The following is an 18,002-nucleotide window of genomic DNA, read 5'->3' on the forward strand; positions in this document are numbered from 1 at the left end:
AATACCTTGATTGAGAAAAAACAATTAGTAAAACAAGAGGAGCGGGCCGTGATTGTAGGAGTAATCACGAAAGACCAAAGCGAGCGCCAGGTACAGGAGTTCCTGGACGAGCTGGTTTTTCTGGCTGAAACAGCCGGCGCCCAGACTGTAAAGCGTTTTACTCAAAAACTGGCACATCCCGACAGGGCCACCTTTGTTGGGAAGGGGAAGCTGGAAGAAATCCATCAGTTTGTAGCTGGCAGAAATATAGACCTGGTCATATTTGACGATGAGCTTACCGGCTCTCAGATTTCAAATATCGAGAAGGTGTTGAAAGTAAAGGTGATTGACCGCAGTGACCTTATTCTGGATATTTTTGCCCGCCGGGCGCGTACGGCACAGGCGAGAGTGCAGGTAGAGCTGGCACAGTACCAGTATATCCTGCCGCGACTGCGTGGTATGTGGAGTCACCTGGAGCGTCAGGGAGGTGGTATTGGTAGCAGGGGTCCGGGTGAAACCGAGATCGAAACGGACCGTCGTATCGTAAAGGACAAAATTACGTTGCTGCGTAAGCGTTTGGCGGAAATCGACAAGCAGTCGCTCACACAGCGTAAAGAACGTGGTGAATTCATACGTGTGGCCCTGGTAGGTTATACCAACGTAGGCAAGAGCACGACCATGAATATGCTCAGCAAAAGTGAAGTATTTGCCGAAAACAAACTCTTCGCAACGCTGGACACCACTACCCGTAAGGTCGTTTTTGATCAGACGCCTTTTCTTCTCAGTGATACCGTAGGGTTTATCCGTAAACTCCCGCACCACCTGGTAGAGAGCTTCAAATCCACGCTGGATGAGGTACGTGAAAGCGATATCCTGTTGCATGTAGTGGATATATCCCATCCTCAGTACGAGGAGCAGATTGAAGTGGTAAACCGTACACTCCAGGAGTTAAAGGCATTTGACAAGCCTACTATCATGATCTTCAACAAAATGGATCTGTATGAGGCCAATACCTTTGACGAGTGGCTGGCACCGGAAATTAAGGAGGACATCCTACGTCAGCTGAAAACTGACTGGGATACCAAAACCAACGGTAACACTGTATTTATCGCTGCTACAGAGAAGCGTAACATTGAGGAACTGCGTAAAACCATTATGGATAAAGTAGCGCAGTTGTATCGGGAGCGTTATCCGTACAAAACTGAATTCTTCTATTAATGTCCAAAGAATACACCTGGCACAGGCTGGATGATGCCAGTCTGCCAACGGTAGCATCGGATTTAAAGATCCTCGAAGTAAATGGTAAAAAGCTGTGCTGCACATTATATGGCGGGCAGCTTTTTGCTTTTGCGTATAAGTGTCCGCATGCAAGCGGCATTATGGCGGATGGCTTTATTGATGGGGCGGGAAACGTGGTTTGTCCGCTGCACCGCTATAAATTTGACCTCCGCAATGGCCGTAATGTGAGCGGGGAGGGGTATTTTCTGAAAACCTATCCGGTGGAGCAGCGACCAGAAGGTACTTTCCTGGGCATGGAAAAGAGCAGCGGCTGGCTCTGGTAAGCCCCATTATCATTCTGTTAAACCTACCAGCGGTTATTGACCATTATGCAGGCGGAGAGTAACTTTTCGCTATGCTTACAACTCGTTACCCTATCAATGAAAAGCAGGTATGGCAATTATTCATTGTATTACTGGTATTGCTTCAGTTCAGTGCTTTATTTGTTCCCCTGCTGGAGCCTGATGCTACTTTATACGCCGTTGTTGCCAAAAATATGGTGCTGCGGCACGACTACTGGAATTTATTTGTTGATGGCCGCGACTGGCTGGACAAGCCTCATTTCCCTTTCTGGGTTACTGCCTTGAGCTTTCAGATTTTCGGGATGCATACCTGGTCGTATAAGCTGCCGGGGATATTATTCCTGATGACGGGGGCGTGGTATACTTTCCGTTTTGCGCGGGAGCTGTATGATGAACAAACAGCCCGCTGGGCGGTGTGTATACTGCTGACGGCGGAGCACCTGGTATTATCCAACAACGATGTGCGTGCGGAGCCTTATCTGACCGGGCTGATTATAGCCGCTGTATTTCATTTTTATAAGAAGCAGGTGTTACCGGGGGCCTTGTTCCTGGCGGCAGCGGTGATGACGAAGGGGATATTTGCTATCGTACCCGTAGGAGCGGCTATTGGCGGGCATTTGCTGATTACACGTAACTGGAAGGAGCTGTTTCACTGGCGCTGGCTGGTAGCGGCGGTATTGACGTTATTGTTTATCACGCCTGAGTTATGGTCGTTATACCAGCAGTTTGATGCACATCCTGAGAAAGTGGTGTTTGGCAGCACCGGGGTTTCTGGCATTCGGTTTTTCTTCTGGGACAGTCAGTTTGGGCGCTTTATGAATACGGGGCCTATCCGTGGGGAGGGTGATCCGTTTTTCTTTTTTCATACGCTGCAATGGGCGTTTCTGCCCTGGTCTGTTATGTTATATGCGGGTATGGTAGTTTTTATAGGGAGATGGAAATCTCAACCGGAATATTACTGTATCGCAGGTGCTTTAGTGACGTTCGGGTTGTTTTCCCTGTCCCGGTTTCAGCTGCCGCATTATATCAATATCATATTTCCTTTTTTCAGCATTATTACCGCCAGGTATATATTGGGCTTGCATACAGAAAAAGGGCTGAAATTTTTTCGGATCACGCAGTATACCATCATCATCCTAGTGGCGATACTGGCTGTGGTCATAGATTTGCTATACCGGCCTGCCATGCATTTGTTGTGGCTTATTCCAGTGGGAGTGTTAATTATTCTGTATAAGGTGTTGCACAACTGGCTAAACAAAACTACGAGGGAAGCGGTGTTTTACCGTTCCGTTGCCATGGGCATATTGCTAAACTTCTATCTCTTTACAATATTATACCCCGATATGATGCAATACCAGAGCGGGTCCACAGCTGCAAAATATATTAATGAGCAGTTGCCGGGCCAGCCGGTATGCATGTACCAAGCGCATAGTTATTCACTGGAATTTTACAGCGATGCACCGGTAAGTGTGTGTGATACGGTAGTGGCACCGGGCTTATATTTCACAGCAGCGGAAAGCCTGAAGCAGTTACCACCGCATCATATTATTAAGGAATTCCCGCAGTTTTGGGTGAGCAAGCTGGATTTACCGTTTGTAAGAAAAGCCACCCGGGAGGGTGTTTTACAGAAGAGATACCTGGTAGAAGTGTTTTAAAGTCCTTTACCACAGGGCCTTTCAAATATTTTTTAAAAAAATATGCCATTAGATTTTGCAGAAATGAAAATTTACCTATTTTTGCAATCCCAAATCGCACAAACGATACGGGAAATTCCTCCTTAGCTCAGTTGGTTAGAGCATCTGACTGTTAATCAGAGGGTCGCTGGTTCAAGTCCAGCAGGGGGAGCGAAAGAGAAGGCTTGCAGTGATGCAGGCCTTTTTCTGTTTTTGGGTACAATTTACCCCATTCACATATTGGTGATCAAGTAAAAATACTTTTACGTGGTCAATGTAATTCTTCTATCTGGTTTCCTTAATTTCATTTAATGAAAAACGAGCTTGAGTTAATAAAGATATTAGCTGATTTGCGCAATTTACCCGCAGAAACTGAAGTCGTTGAATTTAAAGAGGCAAAAGCTAACTATGATTTTAATAAACTAGGGAAGTATTTTTCTGCAATTGCGAATGAAGCCAATTTAAAGGGAAAGCCATATGGATGGTTAGTATTCGGGGTTGAAAATAAGCATCATGGTATAGTTGGGTCCCAATTTCGGCCTAATAGAAAGGATTTGGATAGTCTAAAATCTGAAATTGCAAATAAAGCAACCCATAGAATTACATTTATCGACATTTATGAGGTCCTTTTGAAAGAAGGTAGAGTAATAATGTTTCAAATTCCGGCGGCTCCAAAAGGAATTCCGATTGCATGGGAAGGTCATTACTATGGTCGGGATAATGAAGAACTGAACCCTTTAAATATTGAGGAAATTGATAGGATCCGATCTCAAGCTTTGGCGGTGGATTGGAGTGCGGTTATAATTCCTGATGCTACCATAGACGATTTGGATCCTGTGGCTATTCAGGTAGCAAGGTTAAATTATACAAGTAAGTTTACTTCAAGTGCTAAAGAAGTTGACAAGTGGGATGATGTAACCTTTTTAAATAAATCGAAGCTCCTTATCAAAGGAAAAATTACACGAACTGCAATTATTTTATTGGGAAGAAGAATCCGAGCATTACATTAATCCCGCAGAAGTAAAAATTCGCTGGCTTTTAAAAGATAGCTCAGGCAATGATAAAGACTATGCAATATTTGGACCTCCAATGTTGCTTGCTGTAGATAAGGTGTATGCCAAAATTAGGAATTTAAAGTATCGTTATATAAAAGATGGTACTTTATTCCCTGAAGAAATAGACCAATATGAGCCTTATTCAATCAGAGAGGCTATAAATAATTGTATTGCTCACCAGGACTATACTAAAGCGGGACGAATTAATGTGATTGAGTCTGAAGATCAGTTGACATTCACTAACGTAGGTACTTTTATTCCCGGATCAGTAGAAAAGGTTATAATTGATAATGCTCCTGAAGAACAGTATCGAAATAATTTTTTGGCTAATGCAATGTTTAATCTGAAAATGGTTGATACTGCAGGAGGCGGGATTAGAAAGATGTATAACTATCAGCGGGATCGATTTTTCCCGTTACCTGATTATGATTTGAGTAATGAAAGAGTCAAAGTTACATTGACTGGAAAGATCTTAAATCAAGCTTATGCACGTATTCTTGCTTCTAATTCGGATCTTACGTTAGCAGAAATAATTCTTCTTGATAAAGTTCAAAAAAGATTGCCGTTAAGTATTGAAGAAGAAAAACATTTAAAGTCAAAGAGCCTTATTGAAGGACGGAAACCGAATTTTTATATTGCTCAAAAGGTTGCGGAGGAAATAGGGAAAAAGGCAGATTATTCGAAAAATAAAGGATTTGATGATGCATACTATCTTGACTTTATTGAAAAATCAGTTAAGGAGCATGGCCATTTAAATAGGAAAGACGTTGATGATCTGCTATGGAAGAAATTGCCAGATTGGATGGATGATAAGCAGAAGAAAATTAAGATTAATAATTTACTTTCCTCTCTCAGGAAACAAGGAAGAGTTAAAAATGTTGGGTCTGATGCAGTTCCTAAATGGGTATTAGTCTAGAGAATTAATCATTTGATATTTAGAGATATTGTGACATTTTAATTAGAGTTAATTAGAGCGTTAATTAGAATGAGTTGTGCAAGGTAGTTGTAAGTTATTGATTATCAACTTATTTTTCTTGTAGGGTTAATTGTTTATTAGTCTAATATCTCTAATATTCAAGACTAGTTGATTTGTATTTGGCTGCATGATAATTCGCTGAATGCGAGTAAATCTTGTAGCCATTGGTTCGATAATTGTCCTATTAGGGGAGCGAAAGAGAAGGCTTGCAGTGATGCAGGCATTTTTATATCCTTTAAATTTTTCATCTCAATAGAACTCCCTAAATCAACATAACCATAGTACTGTTTTTAATCACGCCAATCCTTATGAGCGTGATGAGTTTTATTTTACGAAGAAAATAGAAATTTTGTCGGACCAACTGTTGTCAGTTTCCATTTCTTAGTACTAAAGAATCTATAATCCATGGCATCAACCTTATGACATAATATTTTCGAATACAATAAGGCCCAGGACAATGCAAATAATTTCAATGTGCAAAAATTGCAAGCTAACTTTTACTTGAAACAATTATGGCATATTCTCTAATAGAAATGCAAACCAGAGATTTAGATATCTTTTTTACTGACCTGCAAAAGCCTATTCATATTGCCTCTGCTGGAGGTATACTTCCACCTATACTGGCTGATATCGATCTTAGTAATGAAGCTTTTATTTCCTTACAACTGCCATTGATAACAGAATCCTTTGAAGTCGAAATAAATCCCAATCTAACACGCCTGAAGGATATATCTGTTAATAACCTACAGAACTATTTGAACGACTTTGTCAGAATGGCTAAATGTGGATTCTATTCATATGACAAAACTTATCCTGGAAACTGTGATAACCCCATTTTCCACTTAGTTGCAAGACCCAAGAATATTCCATCTTCTGTTAACAATGATCCTTTACTTGCGACATTAGCAACGATAAATACTACCATTCCGGCTAGTTTTGAACCTTTTAACCTCTTTCAAATATTATGATAAATAGTCCTTCGTGTACCTATAACTCGTAATGACTACCATTCCTCCCAGAATGTCCCTTCCTAATGATCTGGGAGGCAATCTGACTGCTAATCCCTGACAAGACAGGGCTGCGCGAGGTAACTAGTAGGGTTTATAACCCACTCAACAATCCCCCCTCCCCAACGTTATACTTTCATCCCTCGATGCCGTTAAAGCATTTGAAATGAAGTATAAGTTATCACTTTGCACGGTTTGTATGAACCGTACCATGCACCTGAGAGAAACCTTTCCACGGAACATAGCAGACAATATTGGCTATGGTAATATTGAGTTTGTACTACTCAATTACAATTCCTCCGACGATTTACATGAATGGGTGCAAACCGCCATGGCAAAATATTTGGAGCAGGGCATTCTCAAGTATTATCACACCAGGGAGCCACAATTTTTCCAGATGAGTCATGCCAAAAATATGGTATTCCGGCTAGCTGCCGGGGATATACTTTGCGGTATTGATGCGGATAATTTTACCGGCCCTGGATTCGCGGAATATGTGAATGAGCGCTTTGTAAATAACCGGCAGATTTACTTACAGCCGCCCGCTATAGGTGATGCTAAAAAATATTGGGATGTACAGGGCCGCGTGGCAGTTCACCGTGATGACTTTCATGCGGTACACGGCTATGATGAAGCAGTACAGGAATATGGGTTTGAAGATCAGGACTTCAAAAAACGACTACAATTACTTGGATGCTCCAAACACATTATTAAAGCTGAAACTTACCTGCAAGCCATCCCACATGAGGACCGTATGCGCATCAAAGGAGGGATGGCGCTTTGGAAGCTGCAGAAGCTATTCTATTGCCAGGCGCCTGTTCCGGAGATTATCTATTTACAGGATAATAATATGTACGAAAAAGTAACAGTAGATCACCACTTATTATGCAATGACGCTACTACCTTTCTGAAAACTCCCATAAAGAAAATTTATGCGGGTAATTTTCTTTATAAAGAAGACAAATATCATCTCTATAAAAAGAATAACGAAAACTACCTGACCTTATCACCGATCGGAGATGGGTCCCTGTTAAGTCAGGATGAGCGGGTATTTCAACCGATATATCCCGGGGAATTAGGCGAAAACTTCCTGTTTCAGCGGGCTATGTATCTCAGCAAAAAAATTTATCTCTCCAACAGAAATCAGCCTAAAATCATTAATAGTAACGGCTATGGAAAAGGTACAGTACAGGAATATGTCACAAAAAAAACGCATTTACTGGCCTAACATACCGGAATTTTTGATAAAACCATGGAAAAAACATCAGCTACAACTCAATACCATAGGTGATTTAGAAGTTTTTTTTACAAATAGCACAAAATTTTTCTTTGAAGTTTTAAGGTATTTATTACATTTGCGACCCGGTCGTCTGATAACCATCAGATTTCCAGAAGTATAGCAGTTATACTCCTCCTTAGCTCAGTTGGTTAGAGCATCTGACTGTTAATCAGAGGGTCGCTGGTTCAAGTCCAGCAGGGGGAGCGAATAAAAACTAAGCGGAAAGTCTTCAATGGTAAGGCTTTCCGCTTTTTCTTCCTACCAAGTATTTCCTAACTTTATCACCTCAACTGTGTGGCTATTTTCTAATCGGTAACACTTCGGTAACACTTTTTAGCCGGTCCTGGAATGAATATCGCTCACCGATGTTATTGAAACTGTTTTTCCTATCTTACAACATAAACCCTTAAATAATACCAATATGGCGGCAGCACTGGAAAACTGGATCCCTTTCAAACTTTCATTCAACGAGGGCATCCCGCATTGTGAATGGCTTTACACGGATGGTAAAGAGTTTACGGAACCTTTCTTTGATGAAACTATCAGCATCTGCCGGCAAACAAATCGTCGGAGCTATAGAAGCGTAAGCGGTATGGATATATTGCCAGCGTGGAGGCAGGAAGTTGAAGATGTGGCGCCATCAGCATTTATTTTTCATGTATCCAGATGTGGTTCTACTTTAGCCTCACAACTACTGGCGGAAGATCGCAGCAATATTGTGCTTTCAGAAGTTCCTTTTTTTGATGCAGTGCTAAGAGCAGGGAATACCGTTCCATATGAGTACCTCAAAGACGCAATCGCTTTACATGCGCCAGCAAAAGATTATAGAAAACGTTTGTTCATTAAAACTGACAGCTGGCATATCTTCTTTTATAATCAATTAAGGGCGCTATACCCGCAAACGCCTTTTATCTTACTCTATCGCCGGCCCGACGAGGTGGCCAGATCACAACAGAAACGTAGGGGAATGCACGCCATACCGGGCTTAATCGAACCCACGCTGTTCGGATTTGAAAACGATGTGCGGCAAATGAATATGGAAGCATACCTGGGCGAAGTACTGGATAAATATAACCAGGCATTTTTGCAGGTACTGGAAAAAGATCCTCTTGCTTTTCCTATAAATTACAAGGAAGGTCCCGTTGCAATGGTAGAAAAGATAGCGCGTATAACTGATACGCCTATCAGCGATGATCAAATGGACAAAATAAAAAGCCGGGCCACGTTTCATGCAAAATACCCTGATCAGGTATTTGCTGAAGATGAAATAAAAGATCCGGTGCCTGACTACTGCCGTGCTGCGTTTGAAAAATATGAAGCCCTGGAGAAAATAAGAAATTCAAAAAAATTCTGAATCGATTGTTCAACGACTTCCGTGGAGGTGTCAATGACCAGATCGGGGGAAACCGGTGGTTCATAGGTATCATTGATCCCTGTGAGGTTGAAAACTTTATCCGGATGATCATCGTTTAACAGTGCCCGTTTATACAACCCTTTGGTATCTCTTGTAGTAAGTACGGGGATATCACATTTTATCCACACCGTTTTGGCGTCATAGTTATCCTTCAACTCCTTCCTGATGGCCTCAAATGGGTTGATAGCGGCAATCAAAATAATATCTGCCGCAGCCTTTAACTCCCAGGCCGCTTTGCCAAGTCGCCTGATATTTTCCATTCTGTCTTCCTTAGAAAAACCAAGATCTTTGCAAAGGGTTTTTCGGTATACATCACCGTCAATGATCGCTACTTTCAGCGAATGGTTTTCTAGCAAGGTTTTTACACCTTCGGCCAATGTACTTTTCCCTGCGCCGGACAGTCCGGTAAGTTGGATGATCATAGTATAGCTGTTAAAGGGGGTGATGGAAGTTCCTGACATCAAAAGTATTCAAAAAGGTTTTGCCAGCACCCGGGCAAGGATAATAAATAGTTGCAGAGATTTAATAACTTGCCTCCCGGACGCTATACCATGAAAAATATTATTCTTGCACTGCTGCTGGTTGCCGGCATGCTGCCTGCATACGCACAAGTAATTAATACCAATTCTGACACTGATAGCTCAACTGTAACTTATATTAGCAAGCTGTTAATATTATCTACAGGCACGCTGTCCAGCAGGAAAATTGCACAAGACCTGCAATACGCACTAGACAAAAAGTATAAGCATGCCGGTTTTTCCTCCACATTTGTACACCTTGGAAAATTCCAAAATGGTGAGCCAATTAGTATTCAGGCAGCAGCTAAAACACATCCGCATGATGCAATACTGCTCATAACGCCTAATTTAGTGCGAGACTGCACAATCGTTTATGTTCGAAACAATATGGCGATAGGAGGTAATCGCAATACTGAAAATTTATATCCAAATGAATATTCCCATCAGCAGTCAACCTTTCACCTGATGTATGACGCTGATCCCAACCGGCCTATCAGACAGTTCCCACTGGATATATCTACTAACCTCGCCTCTAAAAAATACTTTAATAAACTGGCGGATACACTGGTTAAAAAGTTGAATTCGCATCTGATTGTATTGGGTAACTCTATCTGACCATTTATTTCCGCTTAGTTGTAAGCCTGTACAGCCCCACCCCATGCGGATTTAGCTTCTCTCCAAACACTCCCTTTATCTTCCCCAACTCTTTCCCTGTCCATAAGTTTTTTATTTTTACGGGAGATGTAAAGCCTGCCGTGCTCAATTCCACGGAAATCTCCGCGGCTACGTCAGCTGTGTTAAACAGCGCAAGGTATTTATCTCCCGTTTTAGGATCATCTGCTATCCAGGCTACTTTATCTGCGGTACGGAACAACTCCCTGTTATTGGTACTGTACTTCAAAACTGCCAGCACATCCCGGTTAGTAAGCAGGGAATTGGTGAACGCATCATTGCTGGGAAAGTCACCGCCAAACATCAGGGGCGATTTGAAAATAGACCAGAGGGTCATCAGGGTATACTGCTCATCTTTGGTAAAGCCCGTCATACGGTCATTACCACGTTCACCACGGATGGACAGTCGGCCCAGTGGCAACATATCGCCATCGGGATAAGCACCGGGTGCGCGGTACTTATTCCACCTGCTAAATACTTCAAAATGCTCTTTAAGCTGTTTCCAGTTATCCCAGAAGTCGCCCACGGTGCGCCACATATTTGCATGTTGCTGAACGTGCGCACCTTTATCAATAGGTGTTTCACCAGGAGAGGTACTCAATATAATCTGCCGGCCCGTTCTGTCAATAGCCTTACGGATCATTTCTACTTCCTGGGTAAAATAGATCGGGGAGGAGAGGTCATCTACTTTCACGAAATCCAGGCCCCAGGAGGCGTACAGCTCAAATATAGCGTTATAATATTCCTGTGCGCCGGGTTTTCCCGGAACAATGGTATACATGTCGCGCAGCCACAGGCATTGATCGGCAGGTGAATAAATATCTTTTGCAGTAGCGTTGCTGCCTTTTACAGGCAACGCCTGGTTAACCGCGATTACCGGAATCCCCCGCATGATATGAATGCCGAATTTCAATCCCAGGCTGTGGATGTAATCGGCCAGGGGCTTAAATCCTTTGCCACCGGCGGCAGACGGGAAGCGATTTACTGCCGGCATAAAGCGGCCATATTCATCAATGGAATATTGCGGGTCTTTTTGATTGTAACCATGCGCTTTGTCATTAGCCACAAACCAGCGGATGTCCACTACTACATATTCCCAACCATATGCTTTCAGGTGTTTGGCCATGTAGTCGGCATTCGCTTTCACTTCCGCTTCGGTTACATTAGGGCCATAGCAATCCCAGCTGTTCCAGCCCATTGGCGGGGTGGCGGCCCACTGATGAAAGTCTTTCTGCGCCTGCACGTGGACATAGCAGGCTATCATAGCTGCGAGGAGAAGCATCTTTTTCATAACGTGGTGATTATAATTGTCAAATAGACATTTATCAAATATCTAAATTTTCGGCGAGATTTTATAGGGAAGATTTTAGCGGAGGATATTCAGTTCAGTCCTTCAGTACCGATAAGGAGTTCGGCGCTGTGCGTAGGGAAGCGGCCATTTGTTCATAAAAAAAGCGTCAGGCTTCGGGTGAAACCTGACGCTGGTTTTTACTTACTAATTATTATTTCTTATTTGTTTCGCACCATGCTTTAGCATTCACGAATGCCTCGATCCATGGTGTTACTTCATCTTTACGGTTCTTTGGATAATGTGCCCAGTTCCATTGGAAGATAGAACGCTCGATATGCGGCATGGTCACCAGGTGGCGGCCCGTAGCATCACACATCATAGCGGTATTGAAGTCGGAGCCGTTTGGATTGTGCGGATACTTGTCGTATGCGTACTTAGCAACGATGTTGTATTGATCTTCGGTATTTGGCAGGTTGAATTTACCTTCACCATGCGAAATCCAAACGCCAAGCGTAGCACCGGCAAGGGTTTTAAGCATAATGGAGTTGTTCTCCTGTACTTTCACGGATACGAAGTTAGATTCGTGTTTGCCGGAGGTATTATGCAACAACTTACCGTGAACTTTATGATCAGGGTTGATCATTTCCAGTTCCATAAACAGCTGGCAACCATTACAAATACCAACAGACATTGTATCAGGACGGGCGAAGAAATTGTCCAGCGCTTTCTTAGCTTTTTCATTGTACATAAAGGCGCCTGCCCATCCTTTGGCAGAACCCAGTACGTCAGAGTTGGAGAATCCACCTACTGCACCAATGAACTGAATATCTTCCAGTGTTTCACGACCGGAGATCAGGTCTGTCATATGTACATCTTTCACGTCGAAGCCTGCGAGGAACATCGCATTAGCCATTTCACGCTCGGAGTTGGAACCTTTTTCACGAATGATAGCCGCCTTAGGACGAGGTTTGGAAGCATCTACCACAGGTTTCTTACCATTGAACTGAGCAGGGAAATTGTAGCTCAGTGGTTGTAACTTGTAGTTATTGTAACGTTCCTGCGCCATTCCATGCTTAGATTGTTTGGAATCTAACAGGAAAGATGTTTTATACCAGGTATCACGGGTAGCAGGAATGTTGAAAGTGAAAGCATCTGCATTGTTTTGAATGCTTACTTCTTCACCTTCTTTCACTGTACCGATTTTCACAGCTTCCACACCGGCATTTTTCAGCGCTGCTTCGAAAGCTGCGTTGTCTCTGGCCTGCAGCACTACCGCCACATTTTCGTTGAACAATGCTTTTACGGTATCAGCCTCGTTGAGGTTACTCAGGTCGTAATCTGCTGCGAGGTTAACATCTGCGAAGCACATTTCCAGTAATGTTGTTACCAGACCACCGGAACCCACGTCATGACCAGCAGCTACCTGATCATTGTTGATCAGCTCCTGAATGGTATTGAAAGCATTCACAAGGTAGGCTGCATCTTTAATGTCAGGCACTTGTGAACCGATCTTATTATTGATCTGCGCGAAAGAAGAGCCGCCCAGTTTGAACGCATCTTTCGACAGATTGATATAGTAAACATTGCCGGCATTTTTCTGCAGCACTGGTTCCACCACTTTATTGATGTTGGTACAGTTACCGCCTGCGGAGATGATCACAGTACCCGGTGCAATCACGCTGCCGTCAGGGTATTTCTGTTTCATCGACAGGGAGTCTTTACCGGTAGGGATGTTGATGCCCAGGGCAATCGCGAAGTCAGAGCAAGCTTTTACAGCTTCGTACAGGCGGGCATCTTCTCCTTCGTTGTTACATGCCCACATCCAGTTTGCAGAAAGGGAAACACCTTTCAGGCCATTCTTAATGGGTGCAAACACGAGGTTAGACAGTGCTTCCGCCACTGCATTGCGTGAGCCTGCAGCAGGATCAACCAGCGCGGTAAGCGGGGAGTGACCCACAGTGGTAGCAATACCTTCGGTGGATTTGTAATCCAGCGCCATTACACCCACATTATTGAGGGGCAACTGCAAAGGACCGGCACACTGTTGTTTGGCAACACGGCCACCTACGCAGCGGTCTACCTTGTTGGTCAGCCAGTCTTTAGCAGCTACGGCTTCCAGCTGTAACACCTGGTTGAGATAGGCAGGCACATTTTTCACATCATAGGAAAGGTCAGCATAGGTACGTGTTACCTTGCTGTCTTTCATGATGGTTTTAGGCGACGAGCCGAAGAAGTCTTCCAATGCGTAATCCATTGGTTTCAGGCCTGTGGAGGCGGATTGGAAGGTAAATCTGTGGTCGCCGGTAACATCACCTACCGTATACATAGGAGCGCGTTCGCGTTCTGCTACTTTGTGCAGGGTGTCGATATCTTTTTCACCGATCACGAGGCCCATTCTTTCCTGTGATTCGTTACCGATGATTTCTTTTGCGGAGAGGGTAGGGTCGCCAACAGGCAGTTTGTCGAGGTCGATCAGGCCGCCGGTTTCTTCTACGAGTTCGGACAGGCAGTTCAGGTGACCACCTGCGCCATGGTCGTGGATGGAAACTATTGGGTTGTTATCAGATTCAACGAGGCCGCGGATAGCGTTGGCGGCGCGTTTCTGCATTTCCGGGTTAGAGCGCTGGATGGCATTCAGTTCGATGCCGGAGCCGAATGCGCCGGTATCTGCGGAAGATACAGCAGCACCACCCATACCGATGCGGTAGTTTTCACCACCGAGGATAACGATTTTATCGCCGGTTTTAGGGGTGTGCTTTTTAGCCTGGCTCAGTTTACCGTAGCCGATACCGCCTGCCTGCATGATTACTTTGTCGTAACCAAGCTTGCGGCCATCTTCTTCGTGTTCGAAGGTGAGTACGGAACCGGTGATCAGTGGCTGGCCGAATTTATTACCGAAATCAGAAGCACCGTTCGATGCTTTGATAAGGATGTCCATCGGTGTTTGGTAGAGCCATTTACGCTCTTCCATGCCGTTTTCCCATGGCCTGTCTTCCAGGAGGCGGGAGTAAGCAGTCATGTAGATGGCGGTACCTGCTAAAGGCAGGGCACCCTGACCACCTGCGAGGCGATCCCGGATTTCACCACCAGAACCAGTAGCTGCACCGGCAAATGGTTCTACGGTGGTAGGGAAGTTATGCGTTTCTGCTTTCAGGGATAAAACCGATTCGAATTCTTTTTCTACATAGAAGTCAGGTTTATCTGGGGAAGCAGGCGCAAACTGGGTCACTGTAGGCCCTTTTACGAAGGCAACATTGTCTTTATAGGCTGAAACGATCTCGTTAGGATTGGTTTCAGAAGTTTTTTTGATCAGTTTGAACAGAGAGGTAGGCATTTCCTGACCGTCGATCACAAAAGTGCCATTGAAGATTTTGTGGCGGCAGTGTTCGGAGTTGGCCTGAGAGAACGCAAACACCTCAGAATCAGTGAGTTTACGACCAATTTTAACCGCGAGGTTGTTCAGGTATTCCACTTCTTCCGGGTTGAGGGCCAGCCCTTCCTGTTTGTTGTAGGCATCAATATCGTCGATTTCCAGGATGGGAGCCGGTTCGATGTTGATGGTATACAGTTCCTGGGTCAGTGCATTGTATTTCTGAGATATCATCGGATCGAACTCGTTGAAATCTGCAGGCACTGGTTCAAACTCTTCGATACGAATAATGCCGCTGATGCCCATGTTCTGGGTAATTTCCACTGCGTTGGTACTCCATGGTGTTACCATTGCTGCGCGCGGGCCCACATAAGTACGGTTTACAGTAAGCGCATCTAATTTGGTGGCGTTGCCGAAGAGCCAGTTAAGCTTTTGGATATCTGCTTCTGAAGGGTGGTTTCCTGTTTGAACACAATAGACGGTGTCTTTTTGGTTCACAAAGAAATGAATCATTATAGTGCGGTTATGATGTCTTTGTTACGAAAGCGCAAAATTACGAAATGATTTCGGAAAAACAGGCAAGGAATGCAGTGGATTCGCAGGTTTTATCCTGAAAACCAGCGCCCAGCAGGGCTGGCAAAGGAAGGTTACAAACAGGGAGATCTTACATTATTTTCTCAATAATATGATAAAAAAGGCGAATACATAGCAGGATTTATTAATATAAGTGGATTTGATGTTTAATTAAATTGATATAAGGAAATTAAGTATCAGGTTTTGATTGAATGACACCTTCGGTGTCATTTGGGGAGCGGTGTGCTGCGCGCATCCATCCCTCCGCATTTTGCGCTTTTTTTGTACCTGCGGAAATAGATAGATTTATAAGTCAAACAGGAAAACAAAGGCCGGCGAAATTGCCGGCCTTGTTTTTTATATTAAGAAAAATTTTACGTGTATACATAATTGTTATATCACTCCAATTACCATCAGTTTCCAACAAAAAAATACCACTGCAAAAATTTCCGGTACGCGAATTGATGAGTGGTAGGCCGAAAAAGCAATAATATGCAGGGAAATAGTATCTTTATTCTGAAATGCGGAACAATGAAGGGTATGCTAGTCCTGTGTCCGCCAGTGGATACTATTGAAAACTAATGTGAAAACACCATATCAAGTTCTATACATTGACGTTCAATATATTATTTCCGAACCATATACTAACTCTGCCGGGTATACGACCCTGTGATGATATTTGTTGTCCCCAAGGCAAGCGTGGGATAACGTTCCCGGTTACACGGGCAATATAAGTGAGATTAGGAGCACGCTTCACCCCCGAAGCTGCTCCTGCTTACTATATCATTGATAACCAGCGGCCTGCAAATGAAACAACTCCGCATAGCGGCCATCTTTCTCCAACAATTCTTCATGACTACCAATTTCCAGCAACTGCCCTCTGTCTAATACCAATATCCGGTTAGCCATGCGTACGGTTGAAAAACGATGTGAAATCAACACCGCTGTTTTGCCTTTTGTAAGCTCCGCAAAATGCAGGAATACATTGTATTCTGCACGGGCATCCAATGCTGAAGTAGGTTCATCGAGGATCAGCAGCTGCGCATCTTTCATATATGCTCTTGCCAACGCGATCTTCTGCCATTCCCCACCACTGAGTTCAATCCCTTGATGGAAGCGGCGTCCCAGCATCTGGTTGTATTGATTCGGCATTTTCTCAATCAATGGCCAGGCCAGGCTTTGCTTCGCTGATTCATCAATCAGCTGCTGATTGTTTATCTGGGAGATGTTACCGACGGCGATGTTTTGCTGCACCGTCATCTGGTAACGTTGGAAGTCCTGGAATATAACGCCAACGTGTAAACGCAGATCCTTTAAATCATATTCTCTCAGATCCCGGCCATCCAATAAAATACGGCCTTCTACCGGGTCGTAGAGGCGACTCAGTAATTTCACCAGTGTGGTTTTTCCGGCCCCGTTTTCGCCCACCAGCGCCAGCTTTTCGCCGGCATGTAAGGTGAAGCTCAGATTACGGATGGCCCACTTCTCGGAGTTCTGATATTTAAAACCAACATTCGCAAAAACGAATCCTTCCCGGATAGGTTCCGGAAAGCGCAGCGGCTGCAGCGGCGCCACCATGCGGGACTTTATCTCAAAATAATCAAACAGATCTTTCAAATAAATAGCACCCTGTGTGATGCTGGAAAAACGAATCAGAATACCCTGGAAAGTTGTACGCAACTGACGGAATGAGCCAGCCAGGAAGGCCAGATCACCGATGGATAGCCTCCCGTCGATCGTACGGAGTATGATAATTATATAAGCAGCATAATAGCCCGCACTACCAATCAGTGCAAAGAAAGTACCCCATCCCACATGCTTTACCTCCAGTTCCTTTTTATCTACATAAAATTTATCAGAGATGGTTTTGAATCTCTTTATAAGAAACCCGGAAAGGTCAAATACTTTCACCTCTTTGGCCGTTTCATCACTGGCGCCCAGGTAACGGATATAGTCAAGCTCCCGCCTGTCGGACGTTTGCCCCCAGGTGAGGCGGTACACTTTATCATTATACTGGGATTCATTGAGGAAGGCGGGAATAACCGCTACGAGCAAGAGGAGGATCAACCAGGGATTAAAAACAATCAGCCCCGCTGCCAGAAAGCCCATGGTAATCAGGTCCTGCACCTGGCTCAGTGCCTGCGACAACAGCACCGTGCGACCCGCCGTTTGCTGCCTGGCGCGTTCCAGCTTATCATAAAATTCGGAATCTTCGAACTGATCCAGATCCAGTGTGGCAGCATGTTCCATGATTTTCACAGAAGTATGGTTACCAAAGAGATCGCCCAGCAGACTGTCAAGCAGCGAGATGGCGCGACTTAATGCATCTGAAATGATGGCCAGGCCAAACTCCAGCGCCACCAGCTGCCAGAGGTAAGTGGTATCATGTGTATTGGTATGTTGCGCCAGTTGTACTACCTGGTCAATTATCAGCTTGCCAACGTAGAGAATCGACAGCGGCATGGCAGATTGTACAATTCTTAGCAGCGCATTGGCGATGGTAAGGCTCTTGCTCGTTTGCCATACCATTTTGAAAAAGGCCGGCAGATTCTTCAATGCTGCCAGCCTTTCCCGGAAGGTCATGCTTGGCTTATCCCTTTTTCTCATGACCTGAA

13 protein-coding genes and 2 tRNA genes are annotated in these 18,002 nt (G+C 44.2%); 11 read left to right on the forward strand and 4 right to left on the reverse strand.

Annotation, left to right across the window (positions count from 1 at the left end; genetic code table 11):
• The first annotated feature begins 6 nt into the window (after nt 1–6).
• The 10 genes from hflX to KW844_RS00385 all read left to right on the forward strand — a co-directional run bounded on the left by hflX (nt 7) and on the right by KW844_RS00385 (nt 8,903).
• A complete protein-coding gene (gene hflX / locus KW844_RS00340) occupies nt 7–1,197 on the forward strand; it encodes a GTPase HflX (protein ID WP_218374727.1) in 1,191 nt (396 codons plus the stop codon).
• The gene (locus KW844_RS00345) at nt 1,197–1,541 is read left to right on the forward strand and encodes a Rieske 2Fe-2S domain-containing protein (RefSeq protein ID WP_218374728.1); all 345 of its coding nucleotides are present in this window, start codon (nt 1,197–1,199) and stop codon (nt 1,539–1,541) included. The genes hflX and KW844_RS00345 overlap by 1 nt, the downstream gene beginning before the upstream one ends.
• A gap of 71 nt (nt 1,542–1,612) precedes the next feature.
• Complete coding sequence (locus KW844_RS00350) at nt 1,613–3,214, forward strand: glycosyltransferase family 39 protein (RefSeq protein ID WP_218374729.1); 1,602 nt, start codon at nt 1,613–1,615, stop codon at nt 3,212–3,214.
• Between the two features lie 116 nt (nt 3,215–3,330).
• Nucleotides 3,331–3,404: transfer RNA gene (locus tag KW844_RS00355), tRNA-Asn, on the forward strand.
• 139 nt (nt 3,405–3,543) lie between these two features.
• Nucleotides 3,544–4,242, forward strand: a complete 699-nt coding sequence (locus KW844_RS00360) for an ATP-binding protein (protein ID WP_218374730.1) — start codon at nt 3,544–3,546, stop codon at nt 4,240–4,242.
• A 79-nt stretch (nt 4,243–4,321) separates the two neighbouring features.
• A complete protein-coding gene (locus KW844_RS00365; RefSeq protein WP_218374731.1) occupies nt 4,322–5,203 on the forward strand; it encodes an ATP-binding protein in 882 nt (293 codons plus the stop codon).
• Nucleotides 5,204–5,796: 593 nt separating this feature from the next.
• Nucleotides 5,797–6,231 (forward strand): hypothetical protein, encoded by a 435-nt coding sequence (locus KW844_RS00370; protein ID WP_218374732.1) that lies wholly within the window; start codon nt 5,797–5,799, stop codon nt 6,229–6,231.
• Nucleotides 6,232–6,436: 205 nt separating this feature from the next.
• Entirely contained in the window at nt 6,437–7,498 is a 1,062-nt protein-coding gene (locus KW844_RS00375) for a glycosyltransferase family 2 protein (RefSeq protein ID WP_218374733.1), read from the forward strand.
• Nucleotides 7,499–7,679: 181 nt separating this feature from the next.
• Nucleotides 7,680–7,753 (forward strand) — tRNA-Asn (locus tag KW844_RS00380).
• Nucleotides 7,754–7,970: 217 nt separating this feature from the next.
• Nucleotides 7,971–8,903 (forward strand): hypothetical protein, encoded by a 933-nt coding sequence (locus KW844_RS00385; RefSeq protein ID WP_218374734.1) that lies wholly within the window; start codon nt 7,971–7,973, stop codon nt 8,901–8,903.
• Here the strand turns inward: KW844_RS00385 and cysC are convergent.
• On the reverse strand, nt 8,837–9,385 hold the full coding sequence (gene cysC / locus KW844_RS00390; RefSeq protein ID WP_218374735.1) for an adenylyl-sulfate kinase: 549 nt from the start codon (nt 9,383–9,385) through the stop codon (nt 8,837–8,839). The two genes, KW844_RS00385 and cysC, sit on opposite strands and share 67 nt — an antisense overlap.
• A gap of 129 nt (nt 9,386–9,514) precedes the next feature.
• Between cysC and KW844_RS00395 the strand changes: the two genes are divergently transcribed.
• Nucleotides 9,515–10,096, forward strand: a complete 582-nt coding sequence (locus tag KW844_RS00395; protein WP_218374736.1) for a hypothetical protein — start codon at nt 9,515–9,517, stop codon at nt 10,094–10,096.
• Between the two features lie 4 nt (nt 10,097–10,100).
• On the opposite strand, the gene KW844_RS00400 is transcribed toward KW844_RS00395, so the two are convergent.
• The 3 genes from KW844_RS00400 to KW844_RS00410 form a co-directional block, all read right to left on the reverse strand.
• Nucleotides 10,101–11,444: a glycoside hydrolase family 27 protein gene (locus tag KW844_RS00400; protein WP_218374737.1), complete on the reverse strand. Its 1,344-nt coding sequence runs from the start codon at nt 11,442–11,444 to the stop codon at nt 10,101–10,103.
• A gap of 211 nt (nt 11,445–11,655) precedes the next feature.
• Entirely contained in the window at nt 11,656–15,327 is a 3,672-nt protein-coding gene (purL, locus tag KW844_RS00405) for a phosphoribosylformylglycinamidine synthase (protein ID WP_218374738.1), read from the reverse strand.
• Between the two features lie 843 nt (nt 15,328–16,170).
• Nucleotides 16,171–17,994 (reverse strand): ABC transporter ATP-binding protein, encoded by a 1,824-nt coding sequence (locus tag KW844_RS00410; RefSeq protein ID WP_255578070.1) that lies wholly within the window; start codon nt 17,992–17,994, stop codon nt 16,171–16,173.
• Nucleotides 17,995–18,002: the final 8 nt, after the last annotated feature.

This window comes from Chitinophaga sp. sic0106 (genome assembly GCF_019219075.1).
Taxonomy (GTDB): domain Bacteria; phylum Bacteroidota; class Bacteroidia; order Chitinophagales; family Chitinophagaceae; genus Chitinophaga.

Coding starts and splice junctions, on each gene's coding strand:
- KW844_RS00385 (WP_218374734.1), top strand. CDS start 7,971: ATGGCGGCAGCACTGGAAAACTGGATCCCTTTCAAACTTTCATTCAAC.
- KW844_RS00410 (WP_255578070.1), bottom strand. CDS start 17,994: ATGAGAAAAAGGGATAAGCCAAGCATGACCTTCCGGGAAAGGCTGGCA.
- KW844_RS00370 (WP_218374732.1), top strand. CDS start 5,797: ATGCAAACCAGAGATTTAGATATCTTTTTTACTGACCTGCAAAAGCCT.
- KW844_RS00360 (WP_218374730.1), top strand. CDS start 3,544: ATGAAAAACGAGCTTGAGTTAATAAAGATATTAGCTGATTTGCGCAAT.
- KW844_RS00400 (WP_218374737.1), bottom strand. CDS start 11,444: ATGAAAAAGATGCTTCTCCTCGCAGCTATGATAGCCTGCTATGTCCAC.
- KW844_RS00345 (WP_218374728.1), top strand. CDS start 1,197: ATGTCCAAAGAATACACCTGGCACAGGCTGGATGATGCCAGTCTGCCA.
- purL (WP_218374738.1), bottom strand. CDS start 15,327: ATGATTCATTTCTTTGTGAACCAAAAAGACACCGTCTATTGTGTTCAA.
- KW844_RS00365 (WP_218374731.1), top strand. CDS start 4,322: ATGTTGCTTGCTGTAGATAAGGTGTATGCCAAAATTAGGAATTTAAAG.
- KW844_RS00375 (WP_218374733.1), top strand. CDS start 6,437: ATGAAGTATAAGTTATCACTTTGCACGGTTTGTATGAACCGTACCATG.
- KW844_RS00395 (WP_218374736.1), top strand. CDS start 9,515: ATGAAAAATATTATTCTTGCACTGCTGCTGGTTGCCGGCATGCTGCCT.
- KW844_RS00350 (WP_218374729.1), top strand. CDS start 1,613: ATGCTTACAACTCGTTACCCTATCAATGAAAAGCAGGTATGGCAATTA.
- cysC (WP_218374735.1), bottom strand. CDS start 9,385: ATGATCATCCAACTTACCGGACTGTCCGGCGCAGGGAAAAGTACATTG.